Origin of the sequence: Streptomyces sp. UW30, assembly GCF_008042075.1 — a bacterium.
Classification (GTDB): domain Bacteria; phylum Actinomycetota; class Actinomycetes; order Streptomycetales; family Streptomycetaceae; genus Streptomyces.
Genome location: NZ_RDBN01000043.1, coordinates 185,616 through 206,258 on the forward strand (window position 1 = coordinate 185,616; position 20,643 = coordinate 206,258).

Sequence of the window (20,643 nt, forward strand, 5' to 3'; positions counted from 1 at the left end):
GCTCACAGCTGTGTCTCCGGGGTGGTCCGGGCGGGGGCGAGGGCTTCGGCAGCAAGGTTGACGCTGACGGCGAGCAGCCCGATGGCCAGGCACGGTGCGGCGACGGCCCAGGGGTTGAGGGTGATGCCGGCGGCGTTCTCACGGATCATCAGGGCCCAGTCGGCTTCGGGTGGCTGGGGGCCGAGCTGGAGGAAGGCGGCGACGGAGACGACGTAGACGCCTTCGACGAAGCGCAGTCCGAACAGGGCGAGCAGGGTGGCACGGAGGTTGGGCAGTACTTCGCGGACGGCGAGGTGCCACAGGCGCTCGCCGCCTGCGGCGGCTGCTTCGACATAGCCGGTGGCGGCGATGGGTGCGGCCGCGGCGGCGACGATCCGCACGGCGTAGGGGATGCCGAGGACGGTGGCGGCTGCGCCGATGGCGAGGCGTCCTCCGCCGGGCCAGGCCAGGGCGATGAGCATGATGCCGAGGACGGCCGGCAGGAGGATGACAAGGTCGGCGGCGCGTTCGATCCAGCGGCCGAGGGCGGGCCGCAGTGCGGCGATGATGCCGAGGACGGTGGCGCCAGTGGTGACGGCGACGGCGATGACCAGGGCGGTCGCGATCAAGGGTGCACCGCCGGCCAGGAGGCGGCTGAGGACATCGCGGCCCAGGAGGTCGCCTCCGAGGAGGGCACCGTCCCCCGAGGTGGCGTAGGGGAAGGTGAGGGGGGTGTCCGTGGCGTGGGGCGCGATCAGCGGCCCGGTCAGGGCGAGCAGCACGAGCAGTCCTGCGGGCAGGGCCCGTAGCAGGACTCCGGCCCGCTGCCGGGAGCGAGGGATGCGCACCGCCGCGGCGTCTTCGGCTGTGGTGCCGCTCGGGGTGGGGGCGGTCATCGGCGCTCTCCCAGGGCAGTGGTGCGGACGAGGTCGGCGAGCAGCAGGAGCAGGCTGATGGCGGCGCCCGTGGCGGCGACGACTCCGGCGACGAGCGGGGTGTCGCGGTCGGTGATGGCGCCGGCCAGGACCGCTCCGATGCCGGGGTAGTTGAAGAGTGTCTCGACGACGACGGCGCCGCCCAGGAGCATGCCGGCCGAGGTGGCCAGGCCGGCGGCGACGGCGGGCAGGGCCCCGGGAAGCATGTGGTGGGTGAGAATCCGGCGGCGGGAGAGGCCGTCGAGGACGGCGGCCTTCACGTGCGGGAGGGCGGCCTGGTCGGCGAGCGCACCGCGCACGATCCGGGTGTTCCAGCCGATCTGCGGGATCGCGAGGGCGAGCAGCGGCAGGACGAGCATGTTCCAGGACTCAGGTGCGCCGTCGGGCCCGGTGAGTGTGACGGCGGGCAGCCAGCCGGCCCACTGGGACAGCAGCAGCAACAGGGCGACGGAGACGACGAATTCCGGTAGCGCGAACGCCGTGGTGGCCGCCGCGTCGATCGTGCGGTCGGCTCGCCCGCCGGGTCGCAGCGCGGACCAACTGCCCAGTGCCAGGGCGCCGCTGAAGGCGAGGACTAGCGCGAGGACGCCGAGCAGCAGGGTGTTGGGGAAGGGGCCGGACAGCACGTCGGTGACCCGCTCGCCGCGGGCGGTGGTGCCGAGGTCGCCGGTGGGCAGTCCCGTCATCCAGTCCCAGAACCGTGTCGCCAGCGGCCGGTCGAGGCCCAAGGCGGCACGCCGGGCGGCGAGTTCGGCCGCACCGGCGCCGCGGTCGGCGGTGGCGCCCGCGGTATCGCCCGGCAGCGCCTCGACGGCCGCGAAGACGACGGCGAGCAGCACGACAAGCATCGCCAGGCGGCGGGCGGCGAGCCAGGCGGCCCGGCCCGCACCCTGGAGGATGCGAGCCGGGCCACGTGGCGGCGCGGGGACGGCCGCGCCGGGCGGTTGGAGCGTGGTCAACGTGCCAGCCAGGTCTTCTCGAGTTGGACACGGCCGTAGCCGGGCAGCTTGGGCAGGCTGCGGACGGCGGAGCCGGCGAGGTCGATGCCGTCGGCCATGCCCCACAGCAGGTAGCCGGACTCGACGTGCTCGATCTCCTGCAGCTTGTGCAGCAACTCGCCGCGCTCGGTCGCGTCCTTGGTGGCCATGGCCTTGCGGTAGGCCGCGTCGAAGGCGGAGTTCTTCCAGCCGGATTCGTTCTGTCCGGCGTCGGAGAGCATCGTCTTGGAGGCGAAGAACACCACCGAGTCGTTGGTGCCCCAGTACGTGGTGTACAGGTCGCCCTTGAGCCAGGTGCTGTCCCAGAACGCCTTGGAGTCCTGCTTGACGACCTTGATCTTCACCCCCGCCTCGCGGGCCTGCGTGGCGAAGAGCGTCGCGGATTCGGCGAGGCCGGCGATGTCCTCGGTGGTGAGCAGCTCGTAGGTCTTGGAGGTGTCGAACTTGGCCTCGGCCAGCAGCTTCTTGGCCTTGGCGATGTCGCGCTTGCGCTGCGGGATGTCCTTGGCGAAGGCGGGGTCGCCGGTGCCGAGGATGTCGTTGCCGACGGTGCCGTAGCCGGAGAGAACCTGCTTGACCATGGCGTTGCGGTCCACCACCAGCCGCAGTGCCTCGCGCACCCGCGCGTCGGCGAACGGGCCGTCGGCGGTGCGCATGACGATGGGCATCGCCATGTCGTTGGGACGGCGCAGGACCTGGACGTCCTTGCGTGCCTCGGCCGTACGGGCCGCGACGGCACCGACGTTGGAGGCGAGGTCGATCTGCCCGGCCAGCAGGGCATTGGCCATGGCCTGCGGGCTTTCGAAGATCTTCACCTCGATGGCGTCGAGGAGAACCTTGCCGCCGTACCAGTCGTCGTTGCGCACCAGGCGGGCGTTGCCGTCGCGGTACCAGTCGAGCTTGAACGGGCCGGTGCCCGGCGCCTTGGCGAGCTCGCCGTCCTTGGTGCCCTTCTTCAGGACGAAGGTCGTCAGCCGTGTCAGCAGCGGCAGTTCGGCGTTGGCGTAGTCGGAGACCAGGACGACGGTCTTGGCGTCCTCGGCCTTGATGGACTCGGGCCGGATGCCCGGCAGACGCGCACTGCCGGCAGGGGTGTTCCGCAGCCGCTTGAGCGACCAGACCACGTCCTCGGCCGTCACGGGGGTGCCGTCGTGGAACGTGGCGCCCTCCGCGAGGGTGAACCGCCAGGTCTTCAGGTCCGCGGACGGCTTCCAGGAGGCGGCCAGGCGGCGGACGGTGTTCGAGGTGTCCCCGGGGACCGTGAGCGTGTCGTAGATCAGGCTGATGATGAGGTAGTCGCTCTCGTTGGCCTGGGTGCCATGCGGATCGCGAGTGATGGCGGCAGCCTTGCCGAGTGCACCGACTCTCAACGTGCCGCCCGCGCGGGGCTTCTCGCCCTCCCCGCCCGCAGGCGCTGTGCCCTTGGAGTCGCCACTGCCGCTGCTGCAAGCGGCGAGAAATCCGGCCACACCGATACCGGTGCCGGCCCACAGCAGCTGTCGTCTGGTGACACCCACGTCTGGTCCTCGTCTCAGGTCGTACTCGGGTTGCTTAGGCTTACCTAACCGATTCCGGCCAGGTTACGCAAGGTGGCCCCAACGGCTTCGGGCACATCCGGACAGAGCAGTGGAATCGTCAACTTGCCTGCTCAGAGCGGGGGTTGACGTTCCTGCGAATGCGGCCAATTCGACCGAAACTGAGACTACGTTGATGTAGTCAATCAATCGGTTAGGGTTGCCTTACCTTCGTGGCGTTGTTACGTTCCTGGCGTCCGGCAGCACCCCGAGCCGCTCCGGACCTCGACGACTTCCGCCTTCTCCCCGCCACTTTCAAGCCGGTGCGGCGCTGCCGCATGCCCGCGCTTCGCTTCGCCCTGCCCTGGAAGGTGCCATCGTGCCCACCCCTGCCCCCGTACGCTCTCTCGACGCTGCATCCGCCGCCGAACTGACCACCGCCGCGGCCAAACTGCTCGCCGACCACGGGTCCGCCACCGCTCCCGGACTGCTCGCCGCCCTCCCCGCGGCATGCGCCCAGCTCGCGGACAGCGTGCGGCAGGCGCTGCGACCGGTAGACACCGCCGACGGACTGTTCGTGCTCCGTGGCCTGCACCTCGATGACGCCGAACTCGGGCCCACCCCGGGCCACTGGTCGTCCGTCGGCGACGCCGGCGCGCTGTGGGATGTGGTCCTGCTGCTCGTCTCGGCGCTGATGGGCACGCCGATCGCCTGGGACGGCCAGCAGGACGGCCGTTTCGTGCACAACATCGTTCCCTCGCCCGGCCACGAGAGCGCGCAGACCGGCGCCTCCAGCGCCGTCCTGCTCACCCCGCATACCGAGGACGCCTTCCACCCCGGCCGTGCCCACCTGCTCCTGCTGTGCTGCATGCGCAACCACGACGACATCGCCACCACCGCGGCCAGCATCCGTCTGACCGCTCTCGCCGYCGAGGACGTCGCCCAGCTCAAGCGTCCGGTCGTGCCGATCCTGCCCGACGACGCGTACGAGCAGGCCCAGCAGTTCGCCGGACGGCCCGCCCCGGTCCCGACCCTCTTCGACACGCCCGAGGGTCTGACCATGCGCTTCGACCCCGCCTACACCCCCGTCGACGAGGCCGACGAAGCCTGGCGCCAGGCGTATGAGCGTCTGGAGGACGAACTGGCCCGGGTGTCGGTCGCGGTGAGCCTTCAGCCCGGTGACGTCCTGGTCGTCGACAACGACATCGTCGTCCACGGCCGGGTGCCGTTCCGCGCCCGCTACGACGGCACCGACCGCTGGCTCAAGCGCGCCTCGGTCCGCGTCGAAGGCCGCCCCACCCGTCCGTCGGCCGAGCACGACGAACACGGCTACGGCCAAGCCGCCTTGACCGCTTGGGCCGACTGAACCCGCCTTTTCCTCTGCCGCCGCTCCACCACTTCGAAAGGGCCACCTCATGGACCGGGACGACACCACCCTGCGCGTACTGTCCACCAGCGACCTCGCCGGCCTGGACATCTCCCTCGCCGACGTCGTCGACACCGTCGAGCAGGCCTACCGCACCCTCGCCGCAGGCAAGTCGGACAACCCGCGCAAGCTCACGGTCAAGCCCGCCGACGGGCACTCCGTCTCCTACGCCATGCTCGGCCGCGACGGCGTCCGCAACGTCGTCGCGATCAAGACGTCCTACAAGCACGGCCTCGACAAGGGCCGCGACCAGCAGCACTACTACACGACCCTGACCATCTACGACGACGTCACCGGCCTGCCGGTGGCGATGATGGACTGCTCCCGCATCGGCTCCCTGCGCACCCCGGCCGTCTCCGCGCTCCTGGCCCGTGAGTGCGCCGCACCCGACGCCACGACCGCGCTGGTGATAGGCACCGGCACCCAGGGCCGCCTCGCGCTGCCGTTCCTGCTGACCACCCTGCCGAAGCTGCGGCGCCTGCTGCTGTCGGGCACCCACCCGGACGGCATCGCCGCTGTCCGCGCCGAACTCGCCCGCCACTTCCCCGACCGCGACGTCGAGGTGGTGGACGACCTCAGGTCCGCGGCACGCGAGGCCGACGTGATCGTGGCCACCGCCGGCGCCCACACCCCCGCAGCCGTCGAGGCCGACTGGCTCAAGCCCGGCGCGACGGCGATCCTCGTCGGCCACGGTCTGGCCCCCTCCACCCTGCACCGCGCCGACCGGGTCATCGCGACCAGCGAGGCCCAGATGAACGTCACCGGCACCGACATGGCCGACAGCGATGGCAGCCTGCCCGCAGTGGACCTGGAGCTGCCCGTCATCATGTCCGGCGTCTCCAAGGCCCGCACCTCTGCCAAGCAGCGCATCTTCGCCTACAACAGCGGCCTGGTCGTCACCGACATCGCCCTCGGGCACCGCTTCGCCCAGCTCGCCTCCGAGCAGAAGCTCGGGACCGAGGTGGCCCTGTGGCGCTGACCCTGCCCGTCCATCCCGACCCGATCGACGATGGTCTTCGCACGAGCGGGCTGCTGAAGGAACTCGCTCACGGTCTCGGCGGGCCGTTCCACTACCTGCTGCCGCACCGGTTCGACACGAGCCTCGCCGCCTTCCACAGCGCCTTGGCGGACGCCGGGGTCGAAGGCCGGGTCTACTACGGCAAGAAGGCCAACAAGGCCGCGGTGTTCATCGACCGCTGCGCCGCCCTGGGCGGCGGCGTCGACGTCGCCTCGCTGGGGGAACTGCGTGAGGCGCTCGGGCACGGGGTGCGGGGTGAGGACCTCGTCGTGACCGGCCCCGCCAAGGCCGACGCGCTGCTGCGCGTCGCCGCCCAGCAGGGCGCGCTGATCGCCGTCGACGCCCTCGACGAACTCGACCGCGTCCTCACCCTCACTGTGCACCGGCCGCCCAGGGTGCTGCTGCGTGTCCACCCGCCGGCCCAACCGGAGAGCCGCTTCGGGCTGAACGACGAGGACCTGGACGAGGCAATGCGCGGCTGCGCCCAGGCCGGCGACCGCATCCGCATGGAGGGCTTCAGCTTCCACCTGTCCGGCTACGACCCCCAGCAGCGCGCCGACCTCGCCGGCGACCTGGTCGACCTCTGCCTGAAGGCGCGGGTGCTGGGCCTCCAAGCCGACCGGATCAGCATCGGCGGCGGATTCGCCGTCGACTACGTTCCCAAAGACGCCTGGGAGACGTTCCAGCAGGAGCAGCACCCCGGCGACTACCACGCCGGCAAGACGTTCACGAACAGCGACTTCTACCCCTACCACTCGCCCGTCGCCGGCGCCGACGCGCTGCGCGCCGTCCTCACAGCCCGCCCCTCGGGCAACGGCCCGAGCCTGGCCGAGCAGCTGCGGCAGGCCGGGGTGATGTTGCTGCTGGAGCCCGGCCGCGCCCTGCTGGACCGGGCCGGAGCATCCGTCTTCACCGTTCAGGGCGTCAAGGACCGGGACGGGTACGGCATCGTCACCGTCGACGGCACCAGCCTGAGTCTGTCCGAGCAGTGGTTCAACAGCGAGTACCTGCCCGACCCGCGGTTGCTGACCGACCGCATCGCCGACCCCCACGGGGCCATGCCCTACCGGGCGTGTGTCGCCGGTGCCAGCTGCCTGGACTCCGACCTCCTGACCTGGCGCAAGATCGCCTTCCCGGTCCGGCCACAGGCCGGGGATCTGCTCGTCTACCCGAACACCGCCGGCTACCAGATGGACTCCAACGAGTCGTCCTTCCACGAGCTGCCGCTGCCCCCGAAGGTCGTCATCGACTACCCCGACGACACCGGCCGGCCCCGTTGGCGCCTCGACCGCTGATCTCTCGTCCACACCCGCCGTCCCCACGGAGCCCTGACGCCATGACCGACGCCCTTCACCGCCCGCCGGTGGTCCGCCGGATATCCGACCTCATCGGCTACACCCCGCTGTTCGAGCTCGCCCGCGCCGACAACGGCGCCCGCCTGCTGCTCAAGCTCGAGATGTTCAACCCCACCGGCAGCGCCAAGATCCGCATGGCCCGCCAGATGGTCGACGACGCCGAGGCCCGCGGCCAACTCCGCGACGGCGGGCACATCATCGAGTCCACCTCCGGCAACACGGGGCTGGGTCTCGCGGTCCTCGCTGCCGAGCGCGGCTACCGCTTCACCGCCGTCGTCGACAACCACGCCGCCGTCGACAAACTGCGCGGCATGAAGGCCATGGGCACCGAACTCGTCTACGTCGACGCCGACAGCGACGGCGAGGAGCTGCACACCGCCGCCCGCGAGGAACTCGCCGAGGACATGGCCCGGGACAGGGACAACACCTTCTTCACCGAACAGCACAACAACCCCAGCAACGCGGTCGGTTACTACGACGTCGGCAGCGAGATCGCCCAGGCCCTCGACAACCAGGTCGACGTACTCATCGGGGCCGTGGGCACCGGCGGCGGCCTGTGCGGCACCGCCCGCGAGCTGAAGAAGAGCGTCCCCGACCTGACCGTGATCGGCGTCGAGCCCAAGGGCTCCATCGCCTTCGGCCCGCCCGCGCACGACTACTACCAGTCCGGCACCGGCACCCCCGAGGGCGCCACCATCGGCCTGCTCGTCGACTATGACCTCATCGACGAGGGCGCCAAGGTCGGCGACGTCGAAGCCTTCGCCACCGCCCGTGCCGTCGCCCGCAACTGCGGCCTGCTCATCGGCGGCTCCGCCGGCGGCGTCGTCCACGAGGCCCTGGCCCGCCTGCCCCAGCTCGCCCCCGATAACGTGATGGTCGCTTTCATCAACGACGGCGGCGAGAAGTACATGGACACCGTCTTCAACGACGACTGGATGACCGACCGCACGCTCCTCGACCCGGTCATCGAGGCCGAGATCGAGGAGACCCTCACCAAACTCCGCAGGAACTGACACCCCTATGCAGCAGCTCGCCACCCTCGTCCGCGACAGCCGCGCCCTGGCCGCCCTCGCGATCCCGCTCGCCCTCACCCAGCTCGCCCAAGTCGCCCTCACCACCACCGACACCATCATGATGGGCCTGCTCGGCACCGAGGCCCTGGCCGCCGGCGGCCTGGCCCTGGTCATCTTCAACCAGCTGCGCACCATGGGCGTCGGGCTCGTCACCTCCGTCGGCAACCAGGTCGCGGCCGCCGCAGCCCGCGCAGAAAAGGCCGAGCAGGCAGATCAGGCCGAACAAGCCGCGGCTACCGGCGACGTGGCTGCGGGCGAGGACGAGGTACGTGGCCTGGTGCGCGCCGCTATGGCTGTCGGCACCCTCGCCGGCATCGCCGGCGCGGTCCTGATGATCCTCATCGGGCAGGCCGCCACCCTCCTCGGCCAGGACGCCGCCGTCGCCGACCGCGCCCAGGGCATGCTCACAGCCCTCGCCCCGGGGCTGGTGCCCTGCCTGTGGTTCCAGGCGATCCGCCAATTCACCGTCGGCATGCGCCGCCCCCAGGCCCTGCTGCAGATCACCCTTGCCTCCGTTGCCGTCAACGCCGGACTCAACTGGATCTTCATCCACGGCACGTTCGGCCTGCCCAAGCTCGGCCTCACCGGCATCGGCGTCGCCACCAGCAGCGTCTACCTGCTGTCCTTCCTCGCCCTGTACGCCTCCGCACGCCGCGACCCCCAGCTCGCCCCGCTGCTGAGCCTGGCCTTCTGGCGCGCCGACGCCCCCACCGTCCGCCGCCTGTTGGGTCTGGGCACACCCATCGCCGCCACCTACGGCTCCGAAGCCGGCTTCTTCTCTGTCACCGCCCTGCTCGCCGGCAGCTTCGGTGCCGCCGCGCTCGCCGCCCACACCGCCGTCAACCAACTCATCTACATCGTCTTCCAGGTCGCCGTCGGCCTGTCCCACGCCGCATCCATCAACGTCAGCCGCGAACTGGCCCTCGGCGACCACCCGGCCGCACGCCGCATCAAGAACACCGCCCTTGCTTGCGGAGCCGCCGTCACCACGCTCGTCGGCATCCTCTACCTCACAGTGCCTCACCTTGTCCTGCGGCCCTACTTCGACCCGAATGCGCCGGCCGACCATCAGGGGCTGCAGATCGCCACCAGCCTGCTCGTCATCGTTGCCGTCCTGCAGTTCTTCGACTGCGCCCAGAACATCGGCATCGGCCTGCTGCGCGGTCTCGACGACACCAAGAGCGGCTTCCGCATCACACTGATCGGCTACTGGGCTGTCGGTCTGCCGGCCTCCTGGCTGCTCGCCTACCCGCTCGGCGGCGACACCCGGGGCCTGTGGCTCGGCCTCCTCATCGGCCTCGCCACCACCGCCGTCCTCCTTCTGCGCCGCTACAGCCGCAGCCTGAACGCTCAAGCCTCGACCGCACCCGCCACACCCGTGCCCAGTACGTGATCGGATCCGGCACGGTGCGGCCTACAGGAACGACAGGATGCGTCGCGGCGCATCCACCAGTCGGCTGAGGATCACCACCGGCAACGCGACTCCTGCACCGCAGTGCACGAAGATCTTGCCGTTGGAATGGGCTACGACGTCGAGGAACCGGTGCACCTGTGAGGGCTCCGGTGTCTGACCGTCGCGAATGGGCAGCCGTATGACCTTCAGCCCTGCGTCGCCCGGTTTCGCCAGTTCGGCCGCGTCCATATGCTCGGCGCGCAGGTCGACGACCGTGGTGAATCCCAGACCCGCCAGTGCCCGGTAGCCGGCGGGCGACGGGGCGGCGCCGCGCCACAGATGTCCGGCGTCGTCGACCGGCTGGAAGTGGCCTATCCCCTGGACTGTCCTGGTTCCCGCTGGGGCAGGCGTCTCCGCCCGCGCCCAGTACGACAGCGCCATGACGCCCAGCGTGCCGGTGGCCCAGAGGGCGAAGTACCCGATGGCAAGCACGATGAGGACACGCAGCGCCCGCCTCGACGAGGGGCGATCTTGGTCATCGTTATGGGGCAGCGGCGCGAGAATCACGGCCATGAGCACCACGGGCGCTGACGGGAGGTAGGTCTTGTCGCAAAAGCCAGGCCGCCCGTGAGTGCCAGTGCATGCCGCTGGCGGGTGGCATCGGACAGCTCTCTCATCACCGGTTGCGGGCAGAGATTGGGACGCGTCGGGGATCGGTGACGTCCTTGCGGGTCACCGTCAGGTGGACCACGAGGCCGAGGATGACCGCCAGGAAGAGCCCGCTCGTGACGACGGTGCCCAGTCCGAGGCCGCCGTTGCCGGTCGGCTGCGAGAGGTAGTCGCCGATCGAAGCGCCCAGCGGGCGCGTGAGGATGTAGGCGATCCAGAAGCTCCACACTGGGTCCAGGCCCAGCGTGAAGTGGGCGAGCGCCACGGCTGCGATGGCCAGGGCGAACAGGACCGCGGCCGGCCAGTAGCCGAGGTTCACCCGCTCGGAGACCAGGTCGCCGGCTGCGGTGCCGAGGGCGAAGGTGCACAGCACCGCCAGCCAGTAGAAGGACTCGCGGCTGGTGGTGTCGATGCTGTGGATGGACAGGGTCCGCTCGCGCCGGAACCAAATGACGAACACGACCGCCAGGACGATCGCGAACACCGTCGTGCTCGTCTCCAGCGGTACACCCATGTTGTCGGTCAGGTTGTCGCTGATCAGCGTGCCGACGACGCTGATCAGGGCGACGGCGAGCCAGTACACCCCCGCGCGATAGGCGATCGTGCGGAACTGGACGACCAGGACGACCGCCAGGAGAGCGCTCATGAGCACGGACACGCCCGTCAGGCCGAGCCCGGTCTTCTCGTCGAGCAGATCGGCTGCGGTCTCGCCGACTGTCGTGCACAGGACCTTGATGATCCAGAAGTAGACGGTGACTTCGGGGACCTTGTTCAGGCGGAGGCGATGTGAGTGCCGGGTGGGATCGCTCGCGTCCCGTGCGGAGTCTGGTGTTTTGGGCAGTCCGTAGGTCATGAGTCACGACCGTGCCAGCGGTTCCCTGAACGTATCCTGACTGCGCGCCGCGATCACCCCGCACCCGCACCCGGCGCCCCGTCCCGCCCGAGCCATCGTGCCGAGAGCGGGCCTCATTGAATCCTCCACCCTTGGGACGAGAACCAGCGGCCGTACGCCCCCAGCCCTGCCACCGTCTACAGTCCAGTAGACTGTCTACATGTTTGTAGTCGCTCCTTGCGTACTGGTCCTGCGCCTCAAGGCGACCAGCCTGCGTCTGCTGCCGGCGGCGTCGTGAAGCGCCGCGACATCGCCGAGCTGGCAGGCTGCTGTGGCCTTGGCGCATGGACGGCGTTCGGCGTGCTGACCATGTTCGTGGTGGGCCACGACGGCGCAATGCTGTTCGCGGATGGGGGCCTTCATACCTGGTCCGTCGGCCACCGGCCGGACGTCATGGTGGCGTTCGCTCGCGGACTGACCGCCACCGGAACGGGTGCCGTCCCGTTCGGACTGGCCGCTCTGGCCGGAATCATCGCGGGACGCACACTGCGGCAGCGCGCGCTCGCCGTCGCGCTGTGTCTGGCCTGCCTCGGGTCGGGCCAGGCGCTGCGACACGCACTGATGATGCTCGTCGCCCGGCCGCGGCCACCCCGGACGGACTGGCAAACACATGCCTCGGGATGGGCGTTCCCGTCCGGTCACACCACCACGGCGGCCCTCACCGCCGGCCTGCTGATCATCGCCATCTGCGTGTACGGCCCGCGCGGCAGAACCCTGTTCGCCCTGGTCGTCGGCTGCTGGGGAGTACTGGTCGGGCTGACCCGCGTCTACCTCGGCGTCCACTGGTTCACCGACGTCGTCGGCGGCTGGCTGTTCGCCCTCGGCTGGCTCGGCGTCTGCCTGTGCGGCGCTGCCTACTTGCTGCCCGGGCGATGGACCCCGACGCGACGGACCGAGACCCAGCGCGAGGGACACCCGAGGCCGATGAGCACCCCCGAAATGCCAACGGACCCGTCGCGGGAGTGGAGGAAGAACCATGCGTCAGACGATCCTGGTCGTCGAGGACGATCACGCCCTGCGTGACGTGCTGATGCGCGGACTGCGCGACGAGGACTTCGACACCGTCCCCGCACCGGACGGGGCCACCGCCCTGCGGCTGGCGACCACCGAAGTCTCTGCCGCCGTGCTCGACATCGGGCTCCCCGACGCCGACGGGCGAGACGTGTGCCAGGCGATGCGCGCGAACGGATTCCTCTCTCCCGTCATCTTCCTGACCGCCCATCACCGGCTCACCGACCGACTGGCCGGCTTCTCCGCCGGAGGCGACGACTACCTGCCCAAGCCCTTCCACCTCGCCGAGCTCGCCTCCCGCTTGCGGGCAGCACTCAAACGGGCCTCGCCGCCGCCCGCCGCCACAGCCGGTGACCTGACACTGGACGCCGTCCGGCACGCGGTCCGCGTCCGCGGCACTCCGGTCGATCTGACACCGACCGAATTCCGTCTCCTGGCCGCGCTCATGTCGGCCTCCGGCGGAATCGTCCGCCGCCGGGACCTGGTCCGGGCGGCCTGGCCCGAAGGGGCCCACGTCCACGACAACACGCTCGACCAGTACCTGACCCGACTGCGCCGCAAGCTGCGCGAGGCAGGCAGCGACCGGACGATCGCCACGGCCCGCGGGGTCGGCCACCGCCTGTCATGAGGGACAGCCGCCACCTGCCGAAGTCCGCCGCGACCGCCTTCCTGCATCGCCTGGCACCCTCCACACTGCGTGGCCGGCTCTCCCTCGTGGCCCTCATCACGGCCGCACTGCTGATGCTGGTCCTCACCGTCGCCTTCAACACCGTGGCCCAGCACCGTCTCCAGCACCAGGCGGACGACGAACTGCGCAACCGCGCCGCTGCCGTGGCGACGACCGTCGATACCAGCGGCACGACCGTGCGCGTCCTGGAGAGTTCCCACGACGACCCCCTCGACTCGAACGTGTGGATCTACGCCGCCCAACGCCGGATCGAGCAGCCGCCGACCGCAGGCGACCTGACCCCCGTCGCCGACGCGCTCGTGGCACGCGGCGGGCACCGGTGTGCCACCACCGAGGTCCACGGCCCCCTCCGGCTGTGCTCCCACCCGCTGCCCGGAGGAAGGAGCGAGGCCGCGGTGGTCACCGCGCTGGATCTCTCCCCCTACCGCAGTTCCGCCGACACCCTGCTCCTGGGATCGCTCGCGCTGGACGTCGTGATGCTCGCCTGCACGTACGCCCTGACATGGCTGGCGGTCGGCCGTGCACTGCGGCCCGTCCGTACGATGACCGACCAGGCCATCCGCAGGAGCGCCGTCGCCTCCGACGAACGCTTCGGCCATATCCGACACCCGACCGAACTCGCCCGCCTCGGCACGTCGTTGGACGCCCTGCTCGACCGCATCCGCACCCTGCTGCGCCACGAGCGGCAGCTCACCGCAGAACTCTCGCACGAGCTGCGCACACCTCTGAGCCGGATCATCGCCGAACTCGATTGGTGGCAGAGCCGCCCCCGCACGGCCGATCAGACCCAGGCCACCCACAAGGTCATCGCCGATGCCGCCGAGTCCATGCGCAGCATCTGCGACGTCCTCCTGGACGACGCCCGCGACGGCACACTCGCCGATCCGGGCACCGCCGAGGTCCTGACCACCGTGCACTCACTGGCCGAAACCTTCGACGCGGCATCCCAGTTGACAGTGGTCACCGACGGCCCACGCCTGGTGGCCGGAGTCCCGCAGGCCCTCCTCGAACGGATCGTCAGTCCGCTCCTGGCCAACGCCTGCCGTTACGCCCGCTCCCGCGTCACCGTCCGTGCGTACAGCGCACCCGACGCAGTCCTCATCGACGTCATCGACGACGGACCTGGCGTACCGGCCCCGTTCGCCCCGCGGCTCTTCGAGGCCGGCAGCCGTGCGGATCCCGGCGACGGACACGGCGGAGCGGGCCTGGGGCTGCCCCTGGCCCGACGCCTCGCCCGAAACGCAGGAGGCGAGGTGACGTACGACCCCAGGCACACGCCCGGTGCCCGATTCACGGTCAGCCTGCCGACCGTGTGACGCCGGCTCCAGTCAGGCATGACCAGCGTTACCGCCTATGCGTCAGGCTCGGTTTGTGACATGTCCGGATCACCACGCCGGACGAGACGGAATGTCCACGGCGAAGGCGGCTTCTGTCCGGGCCGCCTGGGCCGGTACGACGACGGAACGAAGGCACCGCTCCTCGCTTTCAGCGGCCGCGCGCGACGGGCTGCTTCCAGGAGGGCCTCCAGCGCGGACGAAGCCCTGACCAGCGAACGGAAGTGCCTCCCTGGAAAGCCCGCCAGCTTGATCGCGCCGACCGTCGTGGTGCCGTTGCTCATCGCGACCAGCAGGACTCGGAGCATCGCCGGTGTGTGCCGACCCCGCTTCAGCCCGTGTGCGGCCGCCAGAGCGGTGGCCGCGTACAGAGCGGAGGCGAACGCGGGGTCGTTGTCGATCCAGCCCTGCAGGACGGGTTCGGGGACGCCCGCCCACACCGCGGCGGCCTGGGGCTGCAGGCCCTGAGCGGTGGCCTGGAGTACGTCCCCCATCCGCGCCAGGGTGACGTCGCGTTCGCTGGGCAGGCCGTCCACCGAGGTGTGCAGGGCATGCTCGATGGCGCCGCGTTCCTTCAGCCAGGCGATTACCTGATCAGGGCTCGGCGAATCCGTTACCGGAGTGGGTTCGGACTCATTGGGTTCGGACTCATTGGGTTCGTACACCGTCCCTCCCGTTGCACGCACGCGTCCTTGCGCCCCATGGCGGTCTTACTGCGCCGCGGGCTGGTTGGCCGCGGGCGCCGGGACCGTCTGCTTCGGACGTTCGGGGAGGAGGAAGAGGACCATGACCGGTACGACGTACAGCGCCCACACGATGGTCTGCAGGACGGTGGGGTCGGGCTGGAAGTTGAACACGCCCTTGAGGACGGTGCCGTACCAGGAGTCCGGGGGAATGGTGGTGGAGATGTCGAAGGCGAGGCTTCGCAGGCCGGGCAGGAAGTCGGCCTCCTGGAGGTCGTGGATGCCGTAGGCGAGGACGCCTGCGGCGACGACGACGAGCATGGCGCCGGTCCAGCGGAAGAACTTGGCCAGGTTGATCTTCAGGGCGCCCTTGTAGAAGAGCCAGCCGAGGACGACGGAGGTGGCCAGCCCGAGGACGGCACCGACGAGGGGGCGGATGCCGTCGCCGGTGGCCTGGACGGCGGTCCAGATGAACAGGGAGGTCTCCAGGCCCTCACGGCCGACGGCGAGGAAGGAGGTGACGACCAGGGCGCCGGTGCCGATGGCGAGCGCGGCATCCAGCTTGCCCTGGAGCTCGGACTTCAGGTGCCGCGCGGTGCGCCGCATCCAGAAGACCATCCAGGTGACCAGGGCGACGGACAGAATGGACAGGCTGCCGCCGAGGGCTTCCTTGGCCTGGAAGGTGAGGGTGGAGGACCCGAACTGCAGCAGCGCGCCGAAGGCGAGGGAGAGGGCGACCGCGATGCCGACTCCGGCCCAGACGGGCGCCAGTTGGCGGCGGTTGTCGGTCTTGACGAGGTAGGCGACGAGGATGCAGACGACGAGGCTCGCCTCCAGGCCCTCGCGCAGGCCGATCAGGTAATTCCCGAACATGCCGGGTCCTTTCTCACGTGAAGCAGCGGGGCCGGGGGCGGGTTACGCGAACAGCGCCCGGCCCCACCAGTCGTCCGTGTCCCGGACGCCCGAGGGGATCGCGAACAGCGCCGAACCGACGTGCTGGATGTACTCGTTGAGGGTGTCGCCGCGGGCCAGCGAGGTCTGCACGGGGATGAATCCGGTGCGCACATCGCGCTGGTAGGCCAGGAAGAACAGACCGGCCTCCAGGCGGCCGAGGCCGTCGGTGCCGTCAGTGAAGGAGTAGCCGCGGCGCAGGATGGTCGCCCCACCGTTGGTGTCGGGGTGGGCGAGGCGCACGTGCGAGTCCGGCTTCATCGCCTTGAGGAACGGCTCGTCGTGCTCCTTGGCCTTGCCGACGGGGGCGCCCTCGCGCTTGTCGCGGCCGAAGATGTCCTCCTGCTCGCCGAGCGGAGTGCGGTCCCACGTCTCGACGTTCATCCGGATCCGGCGGGCGACCAGGTAGGAGCCGCCGTCCATCCATGCGGCCGCACCTTCGGCGTCCTTGCCGGACACCCACACGTGCTTGTCCAGCCGCTCGGTCTCGGTGCCCGCGATGTTGCGGGTGCCGTCCTTGAAGCCGAACAGGTTGCGCGGCGTCTGCGCGTCGGGGGTCGTCGAGGACGTCTTGCCGAAGCCCAGCTGCGACCAGCGCACCGCGACCGTGCCGAAGCCGATCCGGGCCAGGTTGCGGATGGCATGTACCGCGACCTGAGGGTCGTCGGCGCATGCCTGGACGCACAGATCGCCGTGCGAGCGGGCCGCGTCCAGGTTGTCACCGGGGAACCGGGGCAGGTCGACCAAGGCGCCGGGCCGCCGGGCCGCGAGATCGAAGCGGTCGTCGAAGAGTGAGGGACCGAAGCCGATGGTGAGGGTGAGCCGAGACGCCTTGAGGCCGAGCGCCTCGCCGGTGTCGTCCGGCGGCGCCTCCGGCAGCCCGCCGTAGGCGCCCTCACCGACCTCCCGGCCCGCCGTCATGCGCTCGGCGGCCCTCGTCCAGTCCTTCAACAGCCGCACCAGCTCGGCGCGGTCGGTCGTCTTCACGTCGAAGGCGGCGAAGTGCAGCCGGTCCTGGACGGCGGTGGCGATACCGGCCTGGTGCACGCCGTGGAAGGGGACAGCCCCGCCCGTCACCGCGACCGGGGCGGTGGAGCCGCCATCGCCGCTCAGGGCGACGGCCGTGCCCGCGGCGGCGGCACCTAGGGCGATTCCGGCGCCGCCCCAGCCGATGACCGCACGCCGTGACGGCGCGGTGTTCTCACCCGTGCTCACAGCTGCTTCGCCTTCCTCGGTGTGGGGGCTCACTTCACGACCGCGGCGGCCAGCTTGGACAGCGGCTCGGCGAGCGCGTTGACGCCGTCCGAAAGCTCCTTGCGCTGCTCCTTGCCGACCTTCTCGTAGGAGGTGAAGACGTAACTCGACTTGTCGGTGCGGTACTTGTCGAGCAGCGTGTTCAACGCCGCGAACTGCTTGTCGAGCTCGGCGACCAGCGTGGGATCGTTCTTCCGCGCAACCGGCTTGAGCAGCTCGAAGGACTTCTGGGCGCCCTCGACGTTGGCCTTGAAGTCGACCAGGTCGGTGTGCGAGTAGCGCTCCTCCTCGCCGGTGACCTTGCCGGTGGCGACCTCGTCGAGAAGTTCCTTGGCGCCGTTGGCCATCGAGGTCGGGGTGATCTCGGCACGGCCGACGCGCTTGACCCAGTCCACGAGGTCCTTGTCGAGGAGGTCGGCGAGCTGCTTTTCGCGGTCGCCGATCTTCTTGTCCTGCCACAGCGCCTTCTCCAGGCGGTGCCAGCCGGTCCAGTCCTTCGCCGGGTCCTGACCGTCCTCCAGGCCGTCCTCGCGGACGTCGACCTTCGGGTCGATGTCGCCGAACGACTCGGCGACCGGCTCCGTGCGCTCCCAGCCGATGCGGGAGGGTGCGTAGGCCTTCTTCGCGGCCTCGACGTCACCGGCGCGCACGGCGTCGGTGAACACCTTCACCTTCGGCAGGGTCTCGTCGGCCTGCGTCTGCACGTACTGGCGGTAGGCGGCGACAGCCTTGTCCATCTCGGGAGAACGCTTGGCGGCAGCCGCGCCGCCGGTGGCGGTGACCTTCTGGCGGATGCCATCGCCCTTCATGCCGGGCTTGCAGGCGATCTCGTAGTCGCCGGCCTTGATCTCGGCGGTGACCGTGGCCTTGGTGCCGGGGCCGATGTTCTCGCGCTCGGTGACGATCCGGTCGTCCGGGTAGAGGACGTAGACCTCGGTCACGTTGGAGCCCTTGTTCTCCACGTCCAGCCTCAGGTGACCGGCCGGGAATTCCTTCTTCGAGACCTCGCAGGCGTCGTCCTTCGCGACCACCTGGATCGCGCCGTCCCCGGCCTTGGCGTCGTTCTTCTGCGTGCAGCCCGCCAGCGATACGACAGCGGCTATCGCGGTGCCGGCGCCGAGAAGAAGACGGCGGGAGCTGGCGGACATGGTGCCTCGATTCACGGGGGTAGGTCAGAGCAGCCCGCGACGGAGCACGTCGCGAGCCGTCGCGGAGTCTACATAAATGTAGTCGCTCAGGGAAGGCTGACCTAAGTAGGCGTCACTCTCGGGGCAGACCGCGCTATTCGGAGGGGTGCTCGCCTTGCGCGATCTCCACGCCGCGGTGCAACAGGACGGCCCCGGCCAGGGAGGATGCGCCCGCCGCGGTGCACACCAGGGCCATGGCCATCAGGGCGGGGGCGATGCGCCGCGCGGGAGCCTGGGCGAGCAGGGCCTTGACCCGTGCGGGCACCGGGCCGGTGGCTCCTCCGGCCGCAACGGTCGGCAACTGGGCCCCGGCCTCGCGGGAGGTGGCGGCCAGGGCGGCGCGCCCGACGGCCCGCGCGGCCAGCCGACGGTCTCCGCACGCCCGGGCGGCGGCCTCGTCCGCAGCGCGTTCGGCGGCGAAGGAGACCTGCGGGATGACGGCGGCGAGGGCCGGATGGCACCAGCCGGCGAGCTGCGCGACGGCGAGGAACAGGTGGTGGCGGCCGGCCAGATGGGCGCGTTCGTGGCCCAGGAGTGCTTCGCGTTCGGCCGGGTCCAAAGCCCGGAGCATGCCCGCGGTCACCACGATCCGTCCCGCTCCCCGCAGGCCTGCGGGCAGTGCGTACGCGTCCGGCCGGTCGTCGTCGAGCACGTACATCCCCCCGGCGTCCGGCAGTCCCGCCACGCGCTTGTGGGCTGCGCGCAGCCGCACCACCTCCGCCGCCGCGCCCCGCGCTGCGGCGACCACGGTCACCGCGAGCGCGCCGGCCGCCAGCGCGGACACCCCGGACACCAGGAGTGCCGGGCCCGCCTGGACCGGCTGCAGCAGGTGCGCAAGTTCGGCAAGCGCCGGGAGGCGGAGCGCGAGCGGAAGCAGAAGGGCACCCAGGCAGGCGGCCACGCCGAGAGCCAGGGCGGCCACGGCGCCGGTGATCGTCCACAGGGCGATGTCCGGGCGCACGCGCTCGGCGGTACGCCGCGCCAGCGGCACCAGCGCCCAGGGCAGCAGCAGAGGGATCAGCAGGAGGGCGATCACGAGCGGCCCTCCTCCAGCAGGCGGCGCAGCTCGGCCTCGTCGTTCGGATTGAGCCCCTCGACGAACCGGGCCAGCACCAGACTGCGGTCCCCGCCTCCCTGCTCGAGTTCTCGGTGCATGCGCCGGGCGGTCAGACCATGGGAGTCCTGCACGGCGAAGTAGACGAACCCGCGTCGGCCGGGCTGCCGTCCCACCAGCCCCTTCTCGCACAGCCGCCCCAGCAGGGTTGCCACCGTGGTGCGCGCCAGATCCTGGGATATCGCCGCTCTGACCTGGGCGGCCGACTGCGGTGCACCGGCCGCCCACAGTGCCGCGAGCACGCTGGCCTCCAGCTCGCCGGCGGGCCTGCGCTCACCCTCGGTGTCCGTCATGGAACGCCCTCCGCCCCCAAAGCGTCTACAGTGATGTAGACCGACTACTGTCCTGTAGACAGAATAGACGCTCGCCGACGGCCTGCGCCTTCGAGCGTCCGAGTCCCGCCTGACCCATGCCCGTATCGGCCCAGTGAAAGAGGCTCGTCCATGACCTTCGCGCACCCCGCCGCAGCGCCGGTGCACCTCGCTGTGAACCTGCTCGATGCGCAGTCACTGCTCGCCGCCTTCGGCACGCTCGGGATCGCCGTCATCCTCTTCGCCGAAACCGGCCTGCTCGTCGGCTTCTTCCTGCCGGGCGACTCGCTGGTGTTCACCGCCGGACTGCTCTGCGCGAGCCCGGCCGGCCATCCCGGCCGTCTCTCTCTGCCCTGGGTTCTCGTCGCCGCCGCGGCCGGAGCCCTGGCCGGCGCACAGACCGGCTACCTGCTCGGCCGCAAGGCCGGCCCGGCGTTCCTGGCCCGGACGAAGTCCCGCAAGGTCCGCGACGGCGCCGACCGCGCCGCCGACATCCTCCACCGATACGGCCACGCCAAGGCGATTGTCCTGGCCCGCTTCCTGCCGATCGTGCGCACCGTACTGAACCCGCTGGCCGGCGTGCTGGCCGTCCCGGCCCGCACGTTCACCCTGTGGCAGATCCTCGGTGGCCTGGTGTGGACCGTCGGCCTGGTCCTGTCCGGCTACGGCCTGGGCACCTCGGTACCCAACGTCGACCGCTACCTCCTGCCGATCATCGCCGTGATCGTCGCCGTCTCGCTCGTGCCGGTCGGCCTCGAACTGCTCCGCTCACGCCGGGCGCGTCAGGCACGTGACAGGTTCGCCCCCAGGCCCGGTACAGAGCCATCCCCACGTGCCCCGCGCAGGCGGGGATAGCTC

General features: G+C 70.6%; 20 protein-coding genes. 9 read left to right on the plus strand and 11 right to left on the minus strand.

The genetic code is table 11. The features are described from left to right. Positions 1-2: 2 nt before the first annotated feature. From EAO75_RS31185 to EAO75_RS31195, 3 genes are read right to left on the minus strand one after another with little or no spacing between them, the layout of a single operon-like run. Positions 3-875: an ABC transporter permease gene (locus tag EAO75_RS31185; RefSeq protein ID WP_147998490.1), complete on the minus strand. Its 873-nt coding sequence runs from the start codon at positions 873-875 to the stop codon at positions 3-5. Beyond that, the gene (locus tag EAO75_RS31190) at positions 872-1,885 is read right to left on the minus strand and encodes an ABC transporter permease (protein ID WP_410092499.1); all 1,014 of its coding nucleotides are present in this window, start codon (positions 1,883-1,885) and stop codon (positions 872-874) included. Before EAO75_RS31190 ends, EAO75_RS31185 begins: the two co-directional genes overlap by 4 nt. Further along, complete coding sequence (locus tag EAO75_RS31195; RefSeq protein ID WP_147998491.1) at positions 1,870-3,429, minus strand: ABC transporter substrate-binding protein; 1,560 nt, start codon at positions 3,427-3,429, stop codon at positions 1,870-1,872. The genes EAO75_RS31190 and EAO75_RS31195 overlap by 16 nt, the downstream gene beginning before the upstream one ends. 376 nt (positions 3,430-3,805) lie before the next feature. Here EAO75_RS31195 and EAO75_RS31200 point away from each other — a divergent pair, with 376 nt between their 5' ends. Genes EAO75_RS31200 through EAO75_RS31220 form a run of 5 tightly spaced genes read left to right on the plus strand, consistent with a single transcriptional unit; the run spans position 3,806 to position 9,691 of the window. Continuing rightward, complete coding sequence (locus EAO75_RS31200) at positions 3,806-4,792, plus strand: TauD/TfdA family dioxygenase (protein ID WP_147998492.1); 987 nt, start codon at positions 3,806-3,808, stop codon at positions 4,790-4,792. A gap of 49 nt (positions 4,793-4,841) precedes the next feature. Then, positions 4,842-5,831 carry an ornithine cyclodeaminase family protein gene (locus EAO75_RS31205; RefSeq protein WP_147998493.1) on the plus strand — a complete coding sequence of 330 codons (990 nt, stop codon included), beginning with the start codon at positions 4,842-4,844 and terminating at the stop codon, positions 5,829-5,831. Further along, on the plus strand, positions 5,822-7,165 hold the full coding sequence (locus tag EAO75_RS31210) for a Y4yA family PLP-dependent enzyme (RefSeq protein ID WP_147998494.1): 1,344 nt from the start codon (positions 5,822-5,824) through the stop codon (positions 7,163-7,165). Before EAO75_RS31205 ends, EAO75_RS31210 begins: the two co-directional genes overlap by 10 nt. 41 nt (positions 7,166-7,206) lie before the next feature. Next, positions 7,207-8,238, plus strand: a complete 1,032-nt coding sequence (locus EAO75_RS31215; RefSeq protein WP_147998495.1) for a cysteine synthase family protein — start codon at positions 7,207-7,209, stop codon at positions 8,236-8,238. A 7-nt stretch (positions 8,239-8,245) separates the two neighbouring features. After that, positions 8,246-9,691, plus strand: coding sequence for an MATE family efflux transporter (locus EAO75_RS31220; RefSeq protein ID WP_147998496.1), 1,446 nt, complete (start codon positions 8,246-8,248; stop codon positions 9,689-9,691). A gap of 21 nt (positions 9,692-9,712) precedes the next feature. On the opposite strand, the gene EAO75_RS31225 is transcribed toward EAO75_RS31220, so the two are convergent. Next, entirely contained in the window at positions 9,713-10,264 is a 552-nt protein-coding gene (locus tag EAO75_RS31225; protein WP_147998497.1) for a fused DSP-PTPase phosphatase/NAD kinase-like protein, read from the minus strand. Between the two features lie 103 nt (positions 10,265-10,367). After that, complete coding sequence (locus EAO75_RS31230; protein WP_147998498.1) at positions 10,368-11,213, minus strand: hypothetical protein; 846 nt, start codon at positions 11,211-11,213, stop codon at positions 10,368-10,370. 273 nt (positions 11,214-11,486) lie between these two features. Between EAO75_RS31230 and EAO75_RS31235 the strand changes: the two genes are divergently transcribed. From EAO75_RS31235 to EAO75_RS31245, 3 genes are read left to right on the plus strand one after another with little or no spacing between them, the layout of a single operon-like run. Then, entirely contained in the window at positions 11,487-12,275 is a 789-nt protein-coding gene (locus tag EAO75_RS31235; protein WP_147998499.1) for a phosphatase PAP2 family protein, read from the plus strand. Next, positions 12,229-12,891 carry a response regulator transcription factor gene (locus tag EAO75_RS31240; RefSeq protein WP_147998500.1) on the plus strand — a complete coding sequence of 221 codons (663 nt, stop codon included), beginning with the start codon at positions 12,229-12,231 and terminating at the stop codon, positions 12,889-12,891. Before EAO75_RS31235 ends, EAO75_RS31240 begins: the two co-directional genes overlap by 47 nt. Beyond that, the gene (locus EAO75_RS31245) at positions 12,888-14,267 is read left to right on the plus strand and encodes a sensor histidine kinase (RefSeq protein ID WP_147998501.1); all 1,380 of its coding nucleotides are present in this window, start codon (positions 12,888-12,890) and stop codon (positions 14,265-14,267) included. Before EAO75_RS31240 ends, EAO75_RS31245 begins: the two co-directional genes overlap by 4 nt. Before the next feature lie 35 nt (positions 14,268-14,302). Here EAO75_RS31245 and EAO75_RS31250 read toward each other — a convergent pair whose 3' ends face one another. From EAO75_RS31250 to EAO75_RS31275, 6 genes are all read right to left on the minus strand, one after another. Beyond that, positions 14,303-14,950 carry a hypothetical protein gene (locus EAO75_RS31250; RefSeq protein ID WP_261989493.1) on the minus strand — a complete coding sequence of 216 codons (648 nt, stop codon included), beginning with the start codon at positions 14,948-14,950 and terminating at the stop codon, positions 14,303-14,305. A gap of 45 nt (positions 14,951-14,995) precedes the next feature. Then, positions 14,996-15,841 (minus strand): iron uptake transporter permease EfeU, encoded by an 846-nt coding sequence (gene efeU, locus EAO75_RS31255; RefSeq protein ID WP_147998502.1) that lies wholly within the window; start codon positions 15,839-15,841, stop codon positions 14,996-14,998. 42 nt (positions 15,842-15,883) lie between these two features. After that, positions 15,884-17,134, minus strand: a complete 1,251-nt coding sequence (efeB, locus tag EAO75_RS31260; protein WP_147998503.1) for an iron uptake transporter deferrochelatase/peroxidase subunit — start codon at positions 17,132-17,134, stop codon at positions 15,884-15,886. A 29-nt stretch (positions 17,135-17,163) separates the two neighbouring features. After that, the gene (efeO, locus tag EAO75_RS31265; RefSeq protein ID WP_147998504.1) at positions 17,164-18,321 is read right to left on the minus strand and encodes an iron uptake system protein EfeO; all 1,158 of its coding nucleotides are present in this window, start codon (positions 18,319-18,321) and stop codon (positions 17,164-17,166) included. A gap of 133 nt (positions 18,322-18,454) precedes the next feature. Continuing rightward, complete coding sequence (locus EAO75_RS31270) at positions 18,455-19,396, minus strand: M48 family metalloprotease (protein WP_147998505.1); 942 nt, start codon at positions 19,394-19,396, stop codon at positions 18,455-18,457. Beyond that, complete coding sequence (locus tag EAO75_RS31275) at positions 19,393-19,767, minus strand: BlaI/MecI/CopY family transcriptional regulator (RefSeq protein WP_147998506.1); 375 nt, start codon at positions 19,765-19,767, stop codon at positions 19,393-19,395. The genes EAO75_RS31270 and EAO75_RS31275 overlap by 4 nt, the downstream gene beginning before the upstream one ends. Positions 19,768-19,917: 150 nt before the next feature. On the opposite strand from EAO75_RS31275, the gene EAO75_RS31280 reads away from it, so the two are divergent. Beyond that, the gene (locus tag EAO75_RS31280; protein ID WP_147998507.1) at positions 19,918-20,640 is read left to right on the plus strand and encodes a DedA family protein; all 723 of its coding nucleotides are present in this window, start codon (positions 19,918-19,920) and stop codon (positions 20,638-20,640) included. The last annotated feature ends 3 nt before the right edge of the window (positions 20,641-20,643 follow it).

What these genes read in the sequence shown, in the direction of transcription:
- EAO75_RS31185 (WP_147998490.1), bottom strand. Translation starts at nt 875, where the DNA reads ATGACCGCCCCCACCCCGAGCGGCACCACAGCCGAAGACGCCGCGGCG.
- EAO75_RS31205 (WP_147998493.1), top strand. Translation starts at nt 4,842, where the DNA reads ATGGACCGGGACGACACCACCCTGCGCGTACTGTCCACCAGCGACCTC.
- EAO75_RS31215 (WP_147998495.1), top strand. Translation starts at nt 7,207, where the DNA reads ATGACCGACGCCCTTCACCGCCCGCCGGTGGTCCGCCGGATATCCGAC.
- EAO75_RS31220 (WP_147998496.1), top strand. Translation starts at nt 8,246, where the DNA reads ATGCAGCAGCTCGCCACCCTCGTCCGCGACAGCCGCGCCCTGGCCGCC.
- EAO75_RS31225 (WP_147998497.1), bottom strand. Translation starts at nt 10,264, where the DNA reads ATGGCCGTGATTCTCGCGCCGCTGCCCCATAACGATGACCAAGATCGC.
- EAO75_RS31230 (WP_147998498.1), bottom strand. Translation starts at nt 11,213, where the DNA reads ATGACCTACGGACTGCCCAAAACACCAGACTCCGCACGGGACGCGAGC.
- EAO75_RS31240 (WP_147998500.1), top strand. Translation starts at nt 12,229, where the DNA reads ATGCGTCAGACGATCCTGGTCGTCGAGGACGATCACGCCCTGCGTGAC.
- EAO75_RS31245 (WP_147998501.1), top strand. Translation starts at nt 12,888, where the DNA reads ATGAGGGACAGCCGCCACCTGCCGAAGTCCGCCGCGACCGCCTTCCTG.
- efeU (WP_147998502.1), bottom strand. Translation starts at nt 15,841, where the DNA reads ATGTTCGGGAATTACCTGATCGGCCTGCGCGAGGGCCTGGAGGCGAGC.
- efeO (WP_147998504.1), bottom strand. Translation starts at nt 18,321, where the DNA reads ATGTCCGCCAGCTCCCGCCGTCTTCTTCTCGGCGCCGGCACCGCGATA.
- EAO75_RS31275 (WP_147998506.1), bottom strand. Translation starts at nt 19,767, where the DNA reads ATGACGGACACCGAGGGTGAGCGCAGGCCCGCCGGCGAGCTGGAGGCC.
- EAO75_RS31280 (WP_147998507.1), top strand. Translation starts at nt 19,918, where the DNA reads ATGACCTTCGCGCACCCCGCCGCAGCGCCGGTGCACCTCGCTGTGAAC.